At 64.6% G+C, this 18,500-nt stretch carries 17 protein-coding genes and 4 tRNA genes; 8 read left to right on the top strand and 13 right to left on the bottom strand.

Annotation, left to right across the window (positions count from 1 at the left end; genetic code table 11):
* Window position 1: 1 nt before the first annotated feature.
* Complete coding sequence (locus DIE13_RS15300) at window positions 2–2,368, top strand: bifunctional (p)ppGpp synthetase/guanosine-3',5'-bis(diphosphate) 3'-pyrophosphohydrolase (RefSeq protein WP_124827969.1); 2,367 nt, start codon at window positions 2–4, stop codon at window positions 2,366–2,368.
* A gap of 185 nt (window positions 2,369–2,553) precedes the next feature.
* Here the strand turns inward: DIE13_RS15300 and DIE13_RS15295 are convergent.
* The 3 genes from DIE13_RS15295 to DIE13_RS15285 form a co-directional block, all read right to left on the bottom strand.
* Window positions 2,554–2,630 (bottom strand) — tRNA-Arg (locus tag DIE13_RS15295).
* Window positions 2,631–2,698: 68 nt separating this feature from the next.
* A tRNA-Arg gene (locus DIE13_RS15290) sits at window positions 2,699–2,775 on the bottom strand.
* Between the two features lie 68 nt (window positions 2,776–2,843).
* A tRNA-Arg gene (locus DIE13_RS15285) sits at window positions 2,844–2,920 on the bottom strand.
* Between the two features lie 130 nt (window positions 2,921–3,050).
* On the opposite strand from DIE13_RS15285, the gene greB reads away from it, so the two are divergent.
* Window positions 3,051–3,614, top strand: coding sequence for a transcription elongation factor GreB (gene greB / locus DIE13_RS15280; RefSeq protein WP_124827968.1), 564 nt, complete (start codon window positions 3,051–3,053; stop codon window positions 3,612–3,614).
* Between the two features lie 110 nt (window positions 3,615–3,724).
* Here greB and DIE13_RS15275 read toward each other — a convergent pair whose 3' ends face one another.
* Together DIE13_RS15275 and DIE13_RS15270 are read right to left on the bottom strand one after the other, a co-directional pair.
* Complete coding sequence (locus tag DIE13_RS15275; protein WP_124827967.1) at window positions 3,725–4,867, bottom strand: porin; 1,143 nt, start codon at window positions 4,865–4,867, stop codon at window positions 3,725–3,727.
* A 501-nt stretch (window positions 4,868–5,368) separates the two neighbouring features.
* Window positions 5,369–5,635: a hypothetical protein gene (locus DIE13_RS15270; RefSeq protein WP_124827966.1), complete on the bottom strand. Its 267-nt coding sequence runs from the start codon at window positions 5,633–5,635 to the stop codon at window positions 5,369–5,371.
* Window positions 5,636–6,029: 394 nt separating this feature from the next.
* Here DIE13_RS15270 and DIE13_RS15265 point away from each other — a divergent pair, with 394 nt between their 5' ends.
* Window positions 6,030–6,233, top strand: coding sequence for a cold-shock protein (locus DIE13_RS15265; RefSeq protein ID WP_059499959.1), 204 nt, complete (start codon window positions 6,030–6,032; stop codon window positions 6,231–6,233).
* A gap of 160 nt (window positions 6,234–6,393) precedes the next feature.
* The gene (locus DIE13_RS15260; RefSeq protein ID WP_124827965.1) at window positions 6,394–7,521 is read left to right on the top strand and encodes an exonuclease domain-containing protein; all 1,128 of its coding nucleotides are present in this window, start codon (window positions 6,394–6,396) and stop codon (window positions 7,519–7,521) included.
* A 34-nt stretch (window positions 7,522–7,555) separates the two neighbouring features.
* On the opposite strand, the gene DIE13_RS15255 is transcribed toward DIE13_RS15260, so the two are convergent.
* Window positions 7,556–8,149 (bottom strand): chorismate mutase, encoded by a 594-nt coding sequence (locus DIE13_RS15255; protein ID WP_124827964.1) that lies wholly within the window; start codon window positions 8,147–8,149, stop codon window positions 7,556–7,558.
* 220 nt (window positions 8,150–8,369) lie between these two features.
* Window positions 8,370–8,516: a hypothetical protein gene (locus DIE13_RS32910; RefSeq protein ID WP_009690993.1), complete on the bottom strand. Its 147-nt coding sequence runs from the start codon at window positions 8,514–8,516 to the stop codon at window positions 8,370–8,372.
* A gap of 198 nt (window positions 8,517–8,714) precedes the next feature.
* Here DIE13_RS32910 and DIE13_RS15250 point away from each other — a divergent pair, with 198 nt between their 5' ends.
* From DIE13_RS15250 to DIE13_RS15235, 4 genes are all read left to right on the top strand, one after another.
* Window positions 8,715–9,104 carry a DUF2946 domain-containing protein gene (locus DIE13_RS15250; RefSeq protein WP_124827963.1) on the top strand — a complete coding sequence of 130 codons (390 nt, stop codon included), beginning with the start codon at window positions 8,715–8,717 and terminating at the stop codon, window positions 9,102–9,104.
* A 127-nt stretch (window positions 9,105–9,231) separates the two neighbouring features.
* A complete protein-coding gene (locus DIE13_RS15245; protein WP_124827962.1) occupies window positions 9,232–11,586 on the top strand; it encodes a TonB-dependent receptor in 2,355 nt (784 codons plus the stop codon).
* On the top strand, window positions 11,574–12,833 hold the full coding sequence (locus DIE13_RS15240; RefSeq protein ID WP_124827961.1) for a sialidase family protein: 1,260 nt from the start codon (window positions 11,574–11,576) through the stop codon (window positions 12,831–12,833). Before DIE13_RS15245 ends, DIE13_RS15240 begins: the two co-directional genes overlap by 13 nt.
* Window positions 12,830–13,312 (top strand): TlpA family protein disulfide reductase, encoded by a 483-nt coding sequence (locus DIE13_RS15235; protein ID WP_124827960.1) that lies wholly within the window; start codon window positions 12,830–12,832, stop codon window positions 13,310–13,312. Before DIE13_RS15240 ends, DIE13_RS15235 begins: the two co-directional genes overlap by 4 nt.
* A gap of 76 nt (window positions 13,313–13,388) precedes the next feature.
* On the opposite strand, the gene DIE13_RS15230 is transcribed toward DIE13_RS15235, so the two are convergent.
* From DIE13_RS15230 to DIE13_RS15205, 6 genes are all read right to left on the bottom strand, one after another.
* Window positions 13,389–13,643, bottom strand: coding sequence for a GlsB/YeaQ/YmgE family stress response membrane protein (locus tag DIE13_RS15230; RefSeq protein ID WP_069256054.1), 255 nt, complete (start codon window positions 13,641–13,643; stop codon window positions 13,389–13,391).
* Window positions 13,644–13,905: 262 nt separating this feature from the next.
* Window positions 13,906–14,118, bottom strand: coding sequence for a hypothetical protein (locus tag DIE13_RS15225; RefSeq protein ID WP_124827959.1), 213 nt, complete (start codon window positions 14,116–14,118; stop codon window positions 13,906–13,908).
* Complete coding sequence (locus tag DIE13_RS15220; protein ID WP_124827958.1) at window positions 14,115–15,848, bottom strand: FAD-dependent oxidoreductase; 1,734 nt, start codon at window positions 15,846–15,848, stop codon at window positions 14,115–14,117. Before DIE13_RS15220 ends, DIE13_RS15225 begins: the two co-directional genes overlap by 4 nt.
* A gap of 174 nt (window positions 15,849–16,022) precedes the next feature.
* Entirely contained in the window at window positions 16,023–16,832 is an 810-nt protein-coding gene (locus tag DIE13_RS15215; RefSeq protein WP_124827957.1) for a helix-turn-helix transcriptional regulator, read from the bottom strand.
* 191 nt (window positions 16,833–17,023) lie between these two features.
* A tRNA-Thr gene (locus tag DIE13_RS15210) sits at window positions 17,024–17,099 on the bottom strand.
* Window positions 17,100–17,307: 208 nt separating this feature from the next.
* Entirely contained in the window at window positions 17,308–18,321 is a 1,014-nt protein-coding gene (locus tag DIE13_RS15205; protein WP_124827956.1) for a class 1 fructose-bisphosphatase, read from the bottom strand.
* Window positions 18,322–18,500 lie beyond the last annotated feature (179 nt).

The following is an 18,500-nucleotide window of genomic DNA, read 5'->3' as shown; positions in this document are numbered from 1 at the left end:
TATGAGCACCACCCCATCGTCCGCCTCCGCGGATTCGACCACCGAAGCCACGGCCCAGTCGCCTGCGCGCCAGTACATCGACGCGGTCCTCGAACAGTCCTTCCGGCATCTGTTCGGGCCGACCGCCACGCCGGAGCAGCCGCGCAAGCACGGCGTCGTTTCGATCGCGAAACTGACGACCGCGCTTGCCGAGTATCTCCCTCCGGAAGAAATCAAAGAGGTCAAGGCGGCGTTCCACTTCAGCGACGAAGCCCACCTCGGTCAATATCGCCAGAGCGGCGAACCCTACATCACCCATCCCGTCGCCGTCGCGGAAATCTGCGCCGGCTGGAAGCTCGACGCGCAAGCCGTGATGGCCGCGCTGCTGCACGACGTGATGGAAGACCAGGGGGTGACCAAGAGCGAGCTGGCCGAACGGTTCGGCCCGAAGGTCGCCGAACTGGTCGACGGCCTGTCGAAGCTCGACAAGATGGAGTTCCGCAGTCGCGAGGAAGCGCAGGCGGAGAACTTCCGCAAGATGCTGCTTGCGATGGCACGCGACGTGCGCGTCATCCTCGTCAAGCTCGCCGACCGCCTGCACAACATGCGCACGCTCGGTGCGGTGCCGATGGAGAAGCGCCGCCGCGTCGCGCGCGAGACGCTCGACATCTATGCGCCGATCGCGCACCGCCTCGGGTTGAACAACACGTATCGCGAGTTGCAGGACATGAGCTTCGCGAATTTCAACCCGCATCGTTACGCGACGCTCGAGAAGGCCGTGAAGGCCGCACGCGGCAACCGCCGCGAAGTGATCAGCAAGATCCTCGAGGCCGCGCAGCGCGCGATGACCGACGCGAAGATCGGCGCCGAGATCACCGGTCGCGAAAAGACGATCTACAGCATCTATCGCAAGATGCGCGACAAGCAGTTGTCGTTCTCGCAGGTGCTCGACGTGTATGGCTTTCGCGTCGTCGTCGAGAGCCCGCTCGACTGCTATACGTGCATCGGCGCGCTGCACGCGCTGTACAAGCCCGTGCCGGGCAAGTTCAAGGACTACATCGCGATCCCGAAGATCAACGGCTATCAGTCGCTGCACACTACGCTCGTCGGCCCGTTCGGCGCGCCGATCGAATTCCAGGTGCGCACGCGCAAGATGCACGAGATCGCCGAGGCTGGCGTGGCCGCGCACTGGCTGTACAAGAACGGTGGTGCGGATCTGAACGACGTGCAGAAGCGCGCACACCAGTGGCTGAAGTCGCTGCTCGATATCCAGAGCGAAGCCGGCGATTCGAGCGAATTCCTCGAGCACGTGAAGATCGACCTGTTTCCGGATGCGGTCTACGTGTTCACGCCGAAGTCGAAGATCATGGCGCTGCCGCGCGGTGCGACGGCACTCGATTTCGCGTATTCGATCCACAGCGATCTCGGCAACCAGTGCGTCGCGGTGAAGATCAACAACGAGTTGCTGCCGCTTCGTACCGAGTTGAAGAGCGGCGATATCGTCGAGGTGATTACCGCGCCGTATTCGAAGCCGAACCCGGCATGGCTCGGGTTCGTGCGTACCGGCAAGGCGCGCTCGGCGATTCGTCACTACCTGAAGACGATGCGCCTGAACGAGTCCGTGCAGCTCGGCGAGCGGCTCGTCGACCAGAGCCTGAAGGGTTACGGGCTCGCGCTGGCCGATGTCGCGCCGGAAGTGTGGGAAAAGCTCGTGCAGTGGACGGGCAACAAGAGCCGCCAGGAAATCTTCGCGGACATCGGCCTCGGCCGTCGCGTCGCCGCAGTGATGGCCAAGCGCATCGAGGTGCTGATGAGCGGTCGCGATGCGGACGACGACCTGCCGAAGTCCGAGCGCCATCCTGCGCACAATGCGCCGCCGGTCGTCATTACCGGCACGGAAGGGATGTCCGTGCAGCTGTCGGCATGCTGCCGGCCGATTCCGGGCGACGCGATCATGGGCTATATCGGCATCGGCCTCGGGATGGCGATTCATACGACCGATTGCCGTGTCGCGCAGCGTATCCATCGCCGCGATCCGGGGCGTTGGATCGACGTCGAGTGGGCGCCGCAGCCGGGCCGTTTGTTCGACGTCACCGTGAAGGCGCTGGTGAAGAACACGAAGGGCATCTTCGCGCGTGTCGCGGCGGACATCACGTCGGCCGACGCGAACATCGTGCATATCGCGATGGACGAAGACCTGACGCACGAATCGACGGTGCTGCGCTTCGTGATCCAGGTCAGCGATCGCGTGCATCTGGCGAACGTGATGCGGCGCGTACGGACCAATCCGGACGTGATGCGGATCATGCGCGAGCGGTCGACCGACGACAGCGTGCATGCGCGTCACGACGGCGGCATGCGCATCGAGCGGGAGCGGCAGGATTACTGACGCGACGCGAAGCGTTGCAGCGGAAGACAACGGCGGCCACGGGTCGCCGTTTTCGTCTGTGATATGCGATGAAGTGGATTCGTGCCGCGGCAGTCCGTTGCGTCGAGCGGGAGGCGGCAGTGAGCGGGCAGGAAAAGGGGGGAGAAAAGAAAAAAGGGCCTTCCCGGAGGAAGGCCCTTCTGAGGTGGCGCGGCTGGCAGGATTCGAACCCACGACCCCTTGGTTCGTAGCCAAGTACTCTATCCAACTGAGCTACAGCCGCACGCAACAACAAAACTTCTACTGCTTTGAACTGAAAGGGCCTTCGGTTCGGAAGGCCCTCGAAAAAAGTGGCGCGGCTGGCAGGATTCGAACCCACGACCCCTTGGTTCGTAGCCAAGTACTCTATCCAACTGAGCTACAGCCGCACGCAACAACAAAACTTCTACTGCTTTGAACTGAAAGGGCCTTCGGTTCGGAAGGCCCTCGAAAAAAGTGGCGCGGCTGGCAGGATTCGAACCCACGACCCCTTGGTTCGTAGCCAAGTACTCTATCCAACTGAGCTACAGCCGCACGCAGAAGCGGAAGTATAGCAGGGTTGTATAAAAAAGGAAGCCTTATTCGCAAAATATGTCACCTGATCCTGCGGGGCTGCCTTCGTGTACCCTTGAAGCATCAGTCATCCATGTATTGAATCTGCATCATGAACAAGGCGTTTGTCAAAGAGTCGGACGGCGACGACGACGATCTGGACCCGAGTCAGCCCGCGATTCCCGCGGGCGCGAAGAACTACATCACGCCGGCTGGTCACAAGCGGCTCAGGGACGAACTGCTGAACCTCATCGACGTCGAGCGTCCCGAGGTCGTGCGGCTCGTGTCATGGGCTGCGTCGAATGGCGACCGGTCGGAGAACGGCGACTACATCTATGGCAAGCGGCGGCTTCGCGAGATTGACCGCCGCATCCGCTTCCTGACGAAGCGGCTCGATCTCGCCGAAGTCGTCGACGCGAGCCGGCAGGAGAGCGTCGACCAGGTGTTCTTCGGCGCGACCGTCGATTACGCGACGCCCGATGGTGAAGATCACACGATCACGATCGTCGGGATCGACGAGGTCGATCTCGATCGCGGTTGCGTCAGCTGGATTTCGCCGGTTGCGCGCGCGCTCATCAAGGCGAAGATCGGCGACACCGTCACGCTGATGACGCCGGCGGGGCCGCAGCCGATCGACGTGCTCGACGTTCGCTATCCCGCGCGAAGCGACGCCTGAGCGTACGGTCGGCATAACGGTGCCGGGGCGCATCGCGTCATAGAAACGAAAAGCGCCCCGGGCAGGGCGCTTCGCCATGGCGGTCCAGGCCGAACGGTTGCGGCGATCGTTCAGAAGCGGTGGCGCATGCCGGCCGTGACGGCGATCTGCTTGTTGGTCGACGATGCGGTGCCGAGCCCGTTGATGTTCGCGCCGATCGCGAGGCCGTCCGCATTCACCCGCTGGTATTCGCCCTGCAGGTACAGGTCGGTGCGCTTCGACAGCGCGTAGTCGGCTTGCAGGTTGAACTGGTGCCAGCTCGGTGTCTGGCCGTCGAGGCGGCTGTCGGTGTACGTGTACGAGCTTGCCAGCGAGAACGCCGGCGTCAGCGCGTAGCGGCCGTTGATTTCGTAGTTGTTGAAGCGCGTGCCGCCGACGAGCGGGATGCCGTTCGACACCCCGGATTGTCCGGCGCTGATGCCGGACGAATCGGACAGCCGCGTCTGCGTGAACACGAATCCGGCCGTCGCGGGCCCGAACGCGTAATTGAAGCCGGCGCCCCACGTGCGCTGACGGCTCGCGGCGAACGTCCAGTCGCCGGCCACCGCGCCGGGATCGCTGGTCGCGAGCGCCAGCGAGTTGATGTCGTTGTTCAACTGCATGTACGCGGCCGCGACGTTGAAGCCCATGAAGCTGTACGATGCGCCAACGCTGTACGCCCGGTTGTTCGAGAAGTCGCTCGAGTTCGAGAAGCCGTACAGCGCGCCGAACTTCAGGCCGCCGTAGTTCGCGCTCTGGTACTTGACTGCGTTGTTGATCCGGAACGAGTTGTTCAGGTTGTCGTTGTCGAACGGATGCGCGAACTGCGTGCCGCCGTACTGGGTGCCGGTCAGCGACAGCGGGCCTAGGAAGTCGACGACGCTGTCGTATTGGCGCCCGAGCGTGAGCGAGCCGTAGCTGTCATGCGCAAGGCCGACGAACGCCTGGCGGCCGAACTCGCGGCCGTTCTGCTTGAGGGTGCCGTTGTTGATGCCGAAGCCGTTTTCCAGCGTGAAGATCGCCTTCAGGCCGCCGCCGAGATCCTCGGTGCCGCGCAGGCCCCATCGGCTGCCGTTGATCGAGCCGCTCGTCTCCTGCCACGCACTGTGACCACCCTGGTTGTTCGTATAGGTGATGCCCGCGTCGATCAGGCCGTACAGCGTGACGCTGCTTTGCGCATGCGCGGCGGTGGCGCACACGCCCGCCAATGCGGTGACGATCAGGGTCTTCTTCATGATCTGTCTCCAAACAGGATGATGTCGATCGAGCCTGCTGCGGGCATTGGCGCCGGCGCAGCCTGGCGAAGCCGGATGCGCAGGGGTCGGCTGCCCTTGTCGGATATTCATTTGCAGTGTACGGATCGCGCGGAACGCAGACGAAAATCGCTTCGGGCAATACTGTATTTTGAATCGCGCAAGAATCGGTGGGAGCGCCGAAAGCCTTGCCGGTCAAGGCTTTGCGGTGATGCGGCAAGAGGAAATGGCAATCAGGCGTGCGTCGCGCACGTTGCGCGATCGCGACAAGCGATCACGACCGGGCGCAAATAGCGCTGGTCCGATTATTGACACATCGGCAATAGAGGTTTGTGCGAGCCATGGATAATGAAAGGATGTTCTCTCGCTATACTGCGATCTCTGCTTTCCGAAGCAGACTTTTTCGTTGACGGAAAAGATCTCCAAACCTTTGTCGGCGCGACTTCCCAGTCGCGCTTTTTTTTTGCCCCGCCGTTCCGGTTCCTACTGCGCGTATGAGCGCCGCTTGCGCTTGGCGGTCGGCTCCGTATCGTCGGAGTCGGCCTGCAGCGGCGTGTACGTCCAGTCTTCCATCACGTAGTGGCGCGCATCCAGCGGCGACGCGAGCAGGTTCTGCCAGTGGTCGCCATGCCAGGTCGGATCGAACTCGGTGTCGCACGGCGCTTCACGTGCGGACTCGGCCAGCGCGCGGGACTTGCGACGTACGCGCCCAAGCCGGCTCGCGAAGCGCTTGATTGCGTCCAGCCACATGACCGTCTCCTTCTGTCAGCATTGCATCAGCATCGCAACGTCCCACGTTTTCCGCAACCCGGAAAAAACCCGAGGATTTTACCGAATCGATTTGTCCCCGGTAGGTTTTTCACGCCCCTGATTATCTACGATCTGATCCCGGTAACATTGACAGGTTTTCGATGCGAATCAATTAATAAAAGACGACGGTGTACCGATTCCGGTCGAATTGATGTTTTTTTGATAAAGCCGTCGCCAAAAATTTTCTTGACGCATCCGGATTGTCCAATTTATAAAGTCAGCACTCCGTCCCCGTGCGGAGCGCTGGTGGGGGTATCGGCGCGATGATGCGGGATTGCGGGAAGCGGCTATAAACGGTAGCTTTTTTTGATCTAAACGAGTGGGGAACGAAGGTATGGATACCGGTATCGTAAAATGGTTTAACGATGCTAAAGGTTTCGGTTTTATTACGTCCGACAATGGCGGCGAAGATTTGTTTGCGCACTTCTCCGAAATCCGGATGGAAGGTTTCAAAACGCTGAAGGAAAACCAGCGTGTTTCCTTCGATGTGAAAGTCGGGCCGAAAGGCAAGCAGGCAGCGAATATCCAGGCGGTCTGACGCGCCACGCATTGTCGACACATCCGGCCCCCGCATCGCGGGGGCTTTTTGCTTTTGCAGAGAGGAATCCGGCCGGCTGGCCGCCCGGTGCCCGGTTCGTGCTGGTCGCGAACCCGCATGCCGGTGCATACTCATGGAAGCATCGTTTTCCTGTCTTTTCATGTCCGATTTCCGTCCGTCCGATCCCGCCAGCGAACAGCCGCTCGTCTTCGTCGATCTTGAAACCACCGGTGGCTCGTCCGCCGAGCACCGCATTACCGAAATCGGCGTGGTCGAAATCGGGCCGCTCGGCGTATCGACGTGGACAACCCTCGTCAATCCCGGGCAGTCGATTCCGCCGTTCATCCAGCAGTTGACGGGTATTTCGGACGAGATGGTGCGCGACGCCCCGTCGTTCGCCTCACTCGCACCCGCACTGTTCGAGCGGCTCGACGGCAAGCTGTTCGTCGCGCACAACGCAAGCTTCGATCGCGGCTTCCTGCGCGCGGAATTCGAGCGCGTGGGCATTGCGTTCAATCCCGACGTGCTGTGCACGGTGCGGTTGTCGCGCGCGCTGTTTCCGCGCGAGTCGCGGCACGGGCTCGATGCGCTGATCGAACGGCACGGCCTCGTTCCCGCCGCACGGCACCGGGCACTCGCCGACGCCGATCTCCTGTGGCAGTTCTGGCGGCAGTTGCACGAGATCGTGCCGCTCGAGCGTCTGCGCGACCAGATCGCGCGCACGACACGCCACTTCCGCCTCGGCGGCGACCTGACCGAAGCGTGGCTCGATACCGCGCCGGCCGGATGCGGCGCGTATGCGTTGTTCGGAGAGGGCGACGCGGCGCTTTACGTCGGCCGCAGCGTGCGCGTGCGCCAGCGCCTGCGTGCGCTGCTCACGGGCGAGCGGCGGTCGTCGAAGGAAATGCGGCTGGCGCAGCAGGTGCGCCGCGTCGAGTGGCGCGAGACCGGCAACGAGCTGGGTGCGATGCTCGCCGAAGCGCAGTGGATCGCACGGCTGCGGCCGTCGTTCAACCGTCGGCCGGCGACGGACGCCGGCCGGGCGGGCAATGCGCCCTGGCCGTTCGACGGCCCGGTTGCATTCGAAGCGAGCGGCGAGCGTCGTTTCTTTCATGTGATAGACGGCTGGCGCTACCTTGGCGTGGCCGAATCGCTCGATGCGGCCGTGCAACTGGTGGCCGAGGGCGCGGACGGCCCGTTCGAGCCCCATACTCATCGTCTGCTGCAGACCCAACTCGCGCGCGGCCTGCAACTGATTCCGCTCGCGACGCTCACGCCTGCCGACTGAGCGCTGCGCACTGCGGTGCCGTGGTCGAGCGTCGTCAGCCGATCGCGCTGGCGCCGCCGCCGGCGCACACGTGCGACAGCGCGGTGCCGAGCGCCTGCGTCTTGGTCGAGTCGTAGCGGGTGAGCGTTTTCCAGTTCGCGATGCTGCGCGCGAGCCGTGCCTGGCAATCGGGTGCGTCGCGCAGCGGCGCGACCTGCGCGAGGCCCGCCAGCATCTTCTGCGTCAGCTGGTCGAGCGCCGGCCGCGTGCTGGTCGCGAGGTCGGGCGGCGTGCCTTCGGGCGGTCGTGTCGCGCGCCACGTTGCGAACAGCGCGTCCTGCACCTCCTTGCTCGCGGCGATCTGGTCCTCGAAGAACGTCCGTGCGAACGCCGGATCCACGCCGCTCTGTCCTGCACGCTTTTCCACCGATGACAGCAATGCCGCTTCGCGCGGCCGGTCCTCGATTGCCTTATGATTTGCCCATTTCCATCGCGCGACCGGCTCGGCAAGCGCGAGCCGCTGCGATGCGAGTGCGACGAGGTTGGTGAGTGCGGTGTCGTCGCCGTCCGCATGGGCGACGTGCGGGGACGAGAAGAGGGCGACGCCGAGCGCGGCGACAGCGAGGCTGGCACGAATGGCTTGCTTCATCGGTACGGTCGGGAGAGCCGGGAAGGCCCGAGGGGTAAAACGAGAAGGATAGACGAAGACAGTCGCGCGGCGGAGCGTCGCGACAGAAGAATCAGCGGGCGAGCTGATCCGGCACCGTCAGGTCGTTGCAACCCGGGTGCGATGTGATCTGCGCCGAAAACGCAGCGATGAACCGCACGATATCGATCGACACGTGGCGGTTACAGAACGGAACGTAGGTTCACTTCGGCGAGTACAGCTTGTGCTGCTCGTCGAAGAATGCCCGGACGTGCTCGGGCAATTCGGCGAGGAATTCCACGCCGACGGGTTCCGGATCCGGGCTCATCACTTGCTCGGGCGGGGGCATGCGAGTTGGTCTTTCGTCCATGGTCATTTCTCCAGCAGGTTCAATGATTATCAACCTCGGCCTTGGATTTATGCCAGTGGCGAATCGTTAGATTTTGTCTCTGTTGTATTAACGGCACATGCGCTGCTGCACGCCGTGCAATGCCGACTATTGCACTCGGCAGAATCGGCAACAATCGGTCGCTTGTTATACTTGCGCGCACTTTTTTCCTGGACCGCGATGAAACGAACGACGCGATGGATCGGCCTCGTATGGCTGGCGCTGGTACTGAACGTACTGTCGCCCGTCGTCGGCTACGCGCGTCTCGCGTCGAGCGGTTCCGGCGAGCTCACGCTCGACCTGTGCAGTGCGACCGGCGCCCGCCAGGTCGTGCTGGCCCAGTCCGGCAGCGATCACGGCACGTCGCCGTTCGATCATGCCGGCGTGCCGCACTGCGTGTACTGCCCCGGCTTCGCGGCGAACGTCGCGCTCGGTACGAGCCTGCCCGCACTGCCGGGCTTCGTGCGCGCGTTCGCCTATCGGGCGGCCGCGCCGGCCGTCCCCGACTTCCCGCGCAAGGGCATCTGTCTCGCGCAGCCGCGCGGCCCGCCTGAAAACGTCCCGATCTGATTGATATCGTCCGCGCGCTCTAGTGGCGTGCGTGCGGCCCGCGGCCCGATCCGCGCGCCGCGCCGTCCGTGCGCGGGGCGTCGACTCGCGTCCGGCGTCGCCTGGTCACGTTTTCAGGGATTCATCCATGTCGTATACCTTCGCCGCGCGGCCGTCGCGCGGTCGGCTCGTATTTGCATGCGCGGCCGCTTTTGTCTGGCCGGCTGCACAAGCGGCCTCGATCGACGGCGCGTCGTCCGATCCGGCGCCGGGTGGCGCCGGCAAGCAGGCCCGCAGTGCCGACACCGTCGCCACGGCTGCACCCGCACCGACGGGAGACACGCTGACCGCGGTCAGCGTGACCGCCCAGCGGCAACCCGTCGATCCGAATACGCCGGCCGTCGTCGAGTCGATCACGCGCGAGCAGATCGACGCGCATACCAACGTCACCACTGAGGACGCGCTGAAGTACGTACCGAACCTGATGGTCCGCAAGCGCTACATCGGCGACCGCAACAGCGTGTTCGCTGGCCGCGACTTCAACGAATTGCAGAGCGCGCGCGGGCTCGTCTACGCCGATGGCCTGCTGCTGTCGAACCTGCTCGGCTCGAGCTACGCGTATCCGCCGCGCTGGTCGCTGATTTCCCCCGACGATATCGCGCGCGTCGACGTGCTTTACGGCCCCTTTTCCGCGCTGTATCCCGGCAACGCGATCGGCTCGACCGTGCTGCTGACGACGCGTCGCCCCGAAAAACTCGAGGCGTCGCTGTCGACGCAGTTCTTCACGCAGCGCTACCACGACGGCTACGGGGTCGCGGACAGCTTCGGCGGCAACCACCAGACTGCCCGGGTCGCGAACCGTATCGGCAAATTCTGGTTTTCGCTGTCGCTCGACAGGCTGGAGAACGACAGCCAGCCGATGCAGTATGCGAGCCCCAATTCCGCATACAACCCGAAGCTCGGCGCCGCGGTGCCCGTGACGGGCGCCGCGACCGACATCGGACCGAACGGCAAGCCGCGCACGATCGTCGGCGCGCAGACCATCGAGCGGACCGAGCAGCTCAACGAGACGGTCCGGATGGGCTATGCGTTCACCGATCACGTCGACGCGACGCTGACGCTCGGGCATTGGGAGAACCATTACCGGCAGCACGGTGAAACCTTCCTGCGCGATGCGGCCGGCAATCCCGTCTACGGCGGCAACGTGTCGATCGGCGGTCAGAACATGACCGTCGCGCCGAGCGCGTTCGCGCCGCAGCAAGGCGACCAGGAGAACTGGCTGTACGCGCTCGGTCTGAACGGCCGGCTCGACTCGGGGTGGCGGCTGTCGGGCATGGTGTCGGCATACGACGTGTCGCGCGACGTGCTGCGCGCGGCGTCGACCGTGCAGGGCGGCGCGGGTACGCTGTTCCAGGGCGACGGCACGGGCTGGCGCACGCTCGACCTGAAGGCCGAGGCGCCGGAAGTGAAGGGCCATACCTTCACGTTCGGCTATCACTACGACAACTATTTCCTGCGCAACGTCACGTACAACACGGCCGACTGGCTGGCCGGGCCGACCACGTCGGTCGCGAACGTGTATCAGGGCGACACGCGCACGCAGGCGCTGTTCGCGCAGGATGCGTGGCGATTCGCGCCCGGCTGGCTCGCGATGCTCGGCCTGCGCTACGAGCGCTGGGATGCATACGGCGGCGCGCTCGGCAACGCGGGCGGCACCCTCGGCTATGCGGATCGCGGCGCGAACGCGCTGTCGCCGAAGGTCGCGGTGCAATGGGATGCGACGGACGTGTGGCGTTTTCGGCTGTCGTTCGCGACCGGCACGCGCTTCCCGACGGTCGGGGAACTGTTCCAGGGCACGATCTCCAACAACGCGATCGTCAACAACAATCCGAACCTGCGGCCCGAGAAGGCGATCGACTGGGACTTCACGGCCGAGCGCGACGTGGGCGTGGGCGTCGTGCGCGCGAGCGTGTTCCAGAGCGATCTGCGCGACTCGATCTACAGCCAGACGACAGTGTCGGGCGCATCGAGCGTCACCAATATCTCGAACGTCGACCGGGTGCGCGCGCGCGGCGTCGAACTCGCCTTCAGCGGCCGGAACGTCGGGCTGCGCGGGCTCGATATCGACGCGAACGTATCGGCGACCAATGCGCAGATCCTTGCCGACGCCGCGAACCCGGCGTATGTCGGCTCGCGCTTTCCGCGCATCCCGCGCATGCGCGCGAACCTGCTCGCGTCGTACCGCTTCGACGAGCACTGGCTCGCGAGCGTCGGCGTCCGCTATTCGGGCCGCCAGTTCAACACCCTCGACAACAGCGACGTGAATCCGGACGTCTACGGCGGCACGAGCGTCTTCACGATCGTGGACCTGAAGGCGCGCTACCGGTTCGACCGCCACTGGACCGCGTCGGTCGGCATCGACAACCTGACGGACCGCCGCTACTACGTGTTCCACCCGTATCCGGGCCGCACTTTCTATGGAGAATTGAAATGGGCGCTGTGAAATCTTTCGCGGCGGGCTGGGCGCTGTGGTTCGCGGCGCTGTCGCCCGCCGGCGCGCACGATGCGCCGAAGACAGCCGATCCGCATGCCTTGCACATGAGCATGCAGGCAGCCCCGGCGCAACAGAAGCAGCCGCTCGCGACCGGTGCCGCGTTCGACGCGCGGCATCGGCTGTGGGTCGCATGGGTCGAAGGCGCGCACGTCGTCGTCGCGCATTCCGACGATGCGGGCCGGACGTTGTCCGCGCCGGTGATCGTCAACGCGATGCCGGAGCCGATCTATACGAGCGCGGAGAATCGGCCGAAGGTCGCAACGAGCCCGGATGGTCGCGCGGTATACATATCGTGGTCGATGCCGCTCGATGCGCCATACACCGGCATGGTGCGCTTCTCGCGTTCGCTCGACGGCGGCGCGACCTGGAGCGTGCCCGTCACCGTCCATCACGACCGGCAGGCGATCACGCACCGTTTCGACATGATGACGGTCGACCCGGCCGGCAACATCGCGATCGCGTGGATCGACAAGCGCGATCTCGTCGCGGCGAAGGCGGCGGGGCAGGCCTACGAAGGCGCGGCCGTGTATTACGCGGTGTCGCGCGACGGCGGTGCGTCGTTCGAGCCCGAGCGCAAGGTGACCGACCATACCTGCGAATGCTGCCGCATCGCGATGGCGATCGATCCGGCCGGACATATCGAAGCCGCGTGGCGCAACGTATTCCCGGGGCAGATTCGCGATCATGCGCTGGCGGTGTTGCCGGTGTCGGCATCGGCGCCCGTCGTGCCCGTCCGTGCGACGTTCTCGAACTGGCATGTCGAGGCGTGCCCCGAGCACGGGCCGGCACTCGCGATCACGCCGGACGGTACGCGCCATCTTGCGTGGTTCGGCGTCGTCGACGGTCGCGCCGACGTATTCTATTCGCGCATCGGCGCCGACGACCGGCCGCTCGGCACCCCGTGGACGTTCGGCGAGAATCCCGCGGTGCCGGCCGAGCAGGCGTCGCACGCGGCGCTCGTCGCGCACGGCGATGTCGTCTGGCTTGCGTGGAAGGCATTCGACGGCGAAACGATGCAGATCAAGCTGCGCCGCTCGGACGATCGCGGCGAGCACTGGTCGGCGCCGCGCGTGATCGCCGCGACGGCGGGTGCGAGCGACAATCCGCAACTGCTCGATGATGCCGGGCGCATCTACCTGTCGTGGCGTACCCGCAACGACGGCTATCGGCTGATTCCCGTGGAGGACGCGCAATGAAACGGCTGATTGCATTGCTCTGCGCGGTATTTGCCAGCGTGCCGGCATGGGCCGGCGAACTGCAGCCGCTGCATGCGGCCGACGTGGCGAAGCTTTATGCGAGCGCGCACGAACGGCCGCTCGCGGTCGAAATCTGGTCGCTCGATTGCGGTTACTGCCGCGAGAACGCCGTGCACCTCGTCGCATGGCAGCGCCGGCATCCGGACGTGCAACTCGCGATGGTGGCGATGGACGCGTACGACGACAACGGCGTCGCGATCGCGCAGGCGCTGGCACAAATGAACCTGCCGCCGCAGGTCGCGCAGTATGCGAATGCGGAACCGATGCCCGAGCGCTTGCGCGCGGCGCTCGATGCGGGATGGCGAGGGGAGATGCCGCGTACCGTGTGGATCGGACGCGATGACGCACGTGATGCGCGCAGCGGCTTGCTGACGACTGAAGTGCTCGACGGCTGGCTGCAGCGCGGCAAGCGCCGCTGAAACGGACCGCGGCGCGCGGGGGATGCCGTGCGCCGCGTCGATGCAGGAACGCGCCCGAAGGCGCGTGAGAAGATCGTCAGGCCGCTCGCCTGAATAGCCGGATCACGAACAGCAGGATCACGGCGCCGATGACCGCGACGATCACCGAGCCGATGAAGCCGCTGCCGATGCTGATGCCGAGCAGCCCGGCCAGCCAGCCGCCGATCACCGCGCCGACGATACCGACGATGATGTCGACGATCAGGCCGAACCCGCCGCCTTTGACGAGCACGCCAGCCAGCCAGCCGGCGATTGCGCCGATGATGAGCCACATAATCAAGCCATGAGTCATGGTGATCCTCTCCTTTGTTGAGTCGAAATGACCGGACGTCGGCTGTTTCGCCGCAAGCTACTCGAGGGCGGCATTGCGACTGCCGCGCCGCCCACGCAATGTAACGCGATAGACGGGTCGGAATCGTTAAGTAATGTTATGCACGCTTAACCGGTTTTTCCAGGGGATTCGTCTGCCTACGGTGCGGTACGTGCGCAGACGGTGCGCGGTGAAATGAATTTGTAATGAACGAGCGGCGGAAGCGGTGCGATTGCGCCGCGCGTCATCGTCCGGGCGTCGGCGCCGGTTCGCCGGCATCGGGCAGGCCGTCGCCGGCCTCGTCGATCAGTCGGGCGACGGTCGCGGCGTCGCCGATCGTTTCGATCGCGAGCAGTGCAAAGCGGGCAAGAAAGAGCGACGCGTCGGTTTCGCCGATGCGCGTCATCGCGCGGCACAGATCGGTATAGAGGGTATCGCGTTCCGTATCGGTCATCATGCGTTTTCCTGATGGTCGGGCGATGCGTGGGGGTGGAGCGCGCGTACGAGTGCATCGCTCAGGTCGTCGGCGCGTGCATCGTGCCAGCGGCCGAGTACGTGGCCGTCCGGCCGGACGAGATAGACGGTGCCCGCGCGTGCGCCGTACAGGTCGAACAGTCGGCCGTCGGCGTCGTAGCCGAGGCACGCGCGGTGTTGTGGTGCCGCGCGCCGCGCGAGCGTGACGAGCGCAAACGGTAGTCCGGCGTCCCGCAGGCGCCGTTCGAGGTCGACGAGAGATGTGCTGGGCGCGCCGTCGGACGTAAAGCAGAGCGCGGTGAAACGCGGACCGACGAGATCGGTCAGGTGGCCGGGGGTTACTTCGTCGTTTTGCGATGCCCGCAGCATCAGCGGGCATTCCGCGAGTGCCGTGCCCGGTGCCGGCCCGGCCGAAAACGCATCGCGCTCGCGCGCATTGAGCGGCGACGCGGCATACGCGATTGCCGACGTCTGGCGCGGATTGATCAGCGAACGCAACGCGGGATGCCGGACCGCGAGCGTCAGCACGGCCTTGCGCATCAGGTCGAACGCGAACGACGGCGGCGCCATGAACTCGGTGCTTTTCGTGCCGTAGCGCAGGTTCTCGTGCGTCGCGAACACGCGTTCGTCCGAATAGCTGTCGAGCAGCGCGTCCGACGCGAGGCCGCGGATCACGAAGGCCAGTTTCCACGCGACGTTGTCGGCGTCGTCGATGCCCGAATTCGCGCCGCGCACGCCGAAGATCGGCACCAGATGCGCGGCGTCGCCGCAGAACAGCACGCGATCGTGCCGGTAGCGCTCGAGCGTCAGTGCGTTCGCCTTGTAGATCGTGATCCAGATCGGCGACCAGTCGCCGCGCTCGCCCATCATATCGAGCAGGTTCTGCACGCGCGGGATCACGTTCTCGGGTTTCACCGCGGCTTCGGGATCCTCGTCGTCGCGTAACTGGTAGTCGATTCGCCATACGTTGTCGGGCTGCTTGTGGACGAGCACCGTCGAGCCGGGGTTCGACGCCGGGTCGAAGTACGCGAGCCGTTCGGTCGGCCGGTCGCTGTCGAGCGCGATGTCGACGATCACGTAGCGGCCTTCGTAGCTCGTGCCGCGAAACGACAGGCCAAGCGCATCGCGCATCGTGCTGCGTCCGCCGTCGCTCGCGACGATCCAGTCGGCGTCGAGCGCGTAGCTGCCGAGCGGCGTATCGACGTCCAGACGCACGCCGTCCGGATACTGCGTCACGCCCGCGACCTTCGTCTGCCAGCGGATCTCGATGAACTCGGGGTGGCGCAGCGCGGCATCGAGCAGGAACTGCTCGATGTGATATTGAGCGAGATTCACCATCGGCGGCAGCTTCTGGTTCTCGTCCTGCGGCATCGTGAAATGCAGCACTTCGTCGCGGCGGTAGAAGCTGCGCCCGCCGGTCCACGGCAGCCCGACGCGCAGGAAGTCGTCGAGCGCACCGAGCCGCTCGATGATCTCGAGGCTGCGTCGCGAAATGCAGATCGCGCGGCTGCCGTGGCAGACCGAATCGTCGGCTTCGAGCAGTACGCTGCGAATGCCGTGGTTCGCGAGGCCGAGCGCGACGGCGAGCCCGACCGGGCCGCCGCCGACGATCGCGACGCGGTGTCGTTGTGTATCGACGCCGTCGCTGCAGGCTGGCAGATGCGCAGGGTAGCGTTCGGTGACGAACGGGTATGGCTTGAATTCGGTGCCCATCGTTGGCTTCCGGGTTGCAGTGATATCGAACGCGCACGCAATCACGCGATGCGTGCGGCAGGTCGATGCAGTATGGAAGTCGCGCCCAGCTCGGCTGTCCCCATTCCGGGTACAGCGAACGGCAGTCGGCAGGCCGGGATTTACCCCGATACGGTCAGGACCGGCGGCCCGCGTTCAGGGTTGCAGGCACAGCGCAAACAACTGGCGCTGGCTCGAAATGCCGAGGCGCCGGTACGCTCGCTTCTGGTAGGTGACGACGCTCGATGCCTTCACGCCGATCGTCTCGCCGATCTCGTGCGCGGTCTGGCCTTCGAGTACGCCGCGCAGCACGTCGAGTTCGCGCTTGGACAGCGCCGGGCATGCGGCGCGCAATCGCGCGAGCATCAGTTGCGGGATGCCGATCTGCGCTGAACCGGCGAGCGTGTAGTGATGCTGGGCGGCCTGCGCGATCAGCGGCGCGAGCGTTTCGATGGCCGCGATCTCGCGCGGCTGGAATGCGCCGCTTCGATGCGCGCGATACAGGTTGATCGACAGCCAGGTGGAGTCGTTCGGCTGCATCAGCAGCGCGAGACGATCGGAGACGTCGGGGCCGCGATAGCAGGCCGCGCGATATGCGTCGTGGCCGATTTCGTCGCCGGCCTGCTGATGCAGCAGCACGTCGCGGCGATGCGTGCCGCGGTGTGCTGCCGATACGATCTTCTGATTGCCGTCGAGCGCGTAGAAATGTCGTGCATAGGTGTCGGCGACATCGCGCAGGTAGCGGCCGCCGCGATGATCGGCGACCGACATCGTGCGCGGCCGATTGCCGAACTCGTACGCGAAGATCGTGCACTGCGTGATGGACAGCGCATCGTCGAACAGCTTCAGAACTTCGCCGGCGAACGCATTCGGCTCGCTGCCGCCGATCGCGGCGACGAGACCGGTCGCGCGGGATACATCCAGTTGCCCGCTGAGGTTCGGTCGCTCGAGGCGCCAGATGCGCATGATGTACGGGAAGGGCGGGTGATCCGGCGATTGTAATCGGCGGTGCGCGGCGCGTGAGTCGGGAGATGCCCGCAAGCGGTGTCGGCGGGGAGAGGTCGGGCGCGTGATTTCGGGTGACGGAAATCGCAGCCGGAAACGTGATCGGAAAGAGAAAAGGCCTGACAAGCATCACTTGTCAGGCCTTTATATCTTGGTGCCGGAGATAGGAGTCGAACCTACGACCTTCGCATTACGAATGCGCTGCTCTACCAACTGAGCTACACCGGCAGCAGAGAAATGAAATTATATGGTCAAATCCGAGATCTAGGCAATAGGTTTTGCGAAATTTTTTCAGCTTGCTGCCACTGCTTCGCGAAACCATCGATCCGGCAGACTTCCCGCTTTCACTTCACTGCGATGCAACCGGTCAGGGCCACATCGCGAAGGCGCGATTCTACTGATGTCTCGCACCTTCGTCTAGTGCTGCAGTGCAAATTTATTTGCTGTCGGTGTGATAGCCGGTCACACGCTCGACTTCGTTCTTCGAACCGAGGAATACCGGCACGCGCTGATGCAGGCCGGTCGGCTGCACTTCCATGATCCGCTGCGAGCCCGTTGTCGCGGCGCCGCCAGCCTGTTCGACGATGAACGACATCGGATTCGCTTCGTACATCAGGCGCAGCTTGCCCGGACGATCGGGCGTGCGCTTGTCGGCCGGGTACATGAAGATGCCGCCGCGGTTCAGGATCCGGTGCACGTCGGCAACCATCGATGCGATCCAACGCATGTTGAAGTTGTCGCCGCGCGGACCGTCCTTGCCGGCATTCAGTTCGTCGACGTAGCGCTGGACCGGCTCGTACCAGTGGCGTGCGTTCGAGGCGTTGATCGCGTATTCGCGCGTATCGGCCGGGATCTGCATGTTGCTCTGGGTGAGCACCCACGAGCCGACTTCGCGGTCGAGCGTGAAGCAGTTCACGCCGTTGCCGGTCGTCAGCACGAACACGGTTTGCGGGCCGTACACCGCGTAGCCGGCCGCGACCTGCTCCGTGCCGGGCTGCAGGAACGATTCCTCGGTAGCCTGCTTGCCGTCCGGGCAGCGCAGCACCGAGAAGATCGTGCCGATCGACACGTTCACGTCGATGTTCGACGAGCCGTCGAGCGGATCGAACACGAGCAGGTATTCGCCGCGCGGGTAGTTCGCCGGGATTGGGAAGAACGTTTCCATTTCCTCCGAGGCCATCGCGGCGAGGTTGCCGCCCCATTCGTTCGCGTCGAGCAGGATCTCGTTTGACAGGATGTCGAGCTTCTTCTGCACTTCGCCCTGGACGTTTTCGCTGCCGGCGGTGCCCAGCGCATCGCCGAGCGCGCCCTTCGACACGTTGTAGCTGATTGCCTTGCACGCGCGGGCGACGACTTCGATCAAGAGGCGCAGGTCGGCGGGGAGGTTGTTGGTCTCACGTTGCTGTTCGATCAGGAACTTGGACAGCGTGGTGCGGCGGGCAATGGACATGACTGACTCCGAAAGGCCAAAAATCCTTGAATTGCCGCAATTTTACCTGTCGTGCTTCCCGACTCGCCGGCTTTTTTCGTCCCGTTACACCGCCGGGCGGCCGAATCTGTCGGGATTCGGCGGGGATGACGCGGCGGATGCGCGCTGCGGCGGCGGGAAATCCGGGGGGCTGAAGCGGT

Origin of the sequence: Burkholderia sp. Bp9016, assembly GCF_003857765.1 — a bacterium.
Classification (GTDB): domain Bacteria; phylum Pseudomonadota; class Gammaproteobacteria; order Burkholderiales; family Burkholderiaceae; genus Burkholderia.
This window is presented reverse-complemented; position numbering and strand designations above follow the sequence as displayed.

What these genes read in the sequence shown, in the direction of transcription:
- DIE13_RS15300 (WP_124827969.1), top strand. Translation starts at nt 2, where the DNA reads ATGAGCACCACCCCATCGTCCGCCTCCGCGGATTCGACCACCGAAGCC.
- greB (WP_124827968.1), top strand. Translation starts at nt 3,051, where the DNA reads ATGAACAAGGCGTTTGTCAAAGAGTCGGACGGCGACGACGACGATCTG.
- DIE13_RS15275 (WP_124827967.1), bottom strand. Translation starts at nt 4,867, where the DNA reads ATGAAGAAGACCCTGATCGTCACCGCATTGGCGGGCGTGTGCGCCACC.
- DIE13_RS15270 (WP_124827966.1), bottom strand. Translation starts at nt 5,635, where the DNA reads ATGTGGCTGGACGCAATCAAGCGCTTCGCGAGCCGGCTTGGGCGCGTA.
- DIE13_RS15265 (WP_059499959.1), top strand. Translation starts at nt 6,030, where the DNA reads ATGGATACCGGTATCGTAAAATGGTTTAACGATGCTAAAGGTTTCGGT.
- DIE13_RS15260 (WP_124827965.1), top strand. Translation starts at nt 6,394, where the DNA reads ATGTCCGATTTCCGTCCGTCCGATCCCGCCAGCGAACAGCCGCTCGTC.
- DIE13_RS15255 (WP_124827964.1), bottom strand. Translation starts at nt 8,149, where the DNA reads ATGAAGCAAGCCATTCGTGCCAGCCTCGCTGTCGCCGCGCTCGGCGTC.
- DIE13_RS32910 (WP_009690993.1), bottom strand. Translation starts at nt 8,516, where the DNA reads ATGGACGAAAGACCAACTCGCATGCCCCCGCCCGAGCAAGTGATGAGC.
- DIE13_RS15250 (WP_124827963.1), top strand. Translation starts at nt 8,715, where the DNA reads ATGAAACGAACGACGCGATGGATCGGCCTCGTATGGCTGGCGCTGGTA.
- DIE13_RS15245 (WP_124827962.1), top strand. Translation starts at nt 9,232, where the DNA reads ATGTCGTATACCTTCGCCGCGCGGCCGTCGCGCGGTCGGCTCGTATTT.
- DIE13_RS15240 (WP_124827961.1), top strand. Translation starts at nt 11,574, where the DNA reads ATGGGCGCTGTGAAATCTTTCGCGGCGGGCTGGGCGCTGTGGTTCGCG.
- DIE13_RS15235 (WP_124827960.1), top strand. Translation starts at nt 12,830, where the DNA reads ATGAAACGGCTGATTGCATTGCTCTGCGCGGTATTTGCCAGCGTGCCG.
- DIE13_RS15230 (WP_069256054.1), bottom strand. Translation starts at nt 13,643, where the DNA reads ATGACTCATGGCTTGATTATGTGGCTCATCATCGGCGCAATCGCCGGC.
- DIE13_RS15225 (WP_124827959.1), bottom strand. Translation starts at nt 14,118, where the DNA reads ATGATGACCGATACGGAACGCGATACCCTCTATACCGATCTGTGCCGC.
- DIE13_RS15220 (WP_124827958.1), bottom strand. Translation starts at nt 15,848, where the DNA reads ATGGGCACCGAATTCAAGCCATACCCGTTCGTCACCGAACGCTACCCT.
- DIE13_RS15215 (WP_124827957.1), bottom strand. Translation starts at nt 16,832, where the DNA reads ATGCGCATCTGGCGCCTCGAGCGACCGAACCTCAGCGGGCAACTGGAT.
- DIE13_RS15205 (WP_124827956.1), bottom strand. Translation starts at nt 18,321, where the DNA reads ATGTCCATTGCCCGCCGCACCACGCTGTCCAAGTTCCTGATCGAACAG.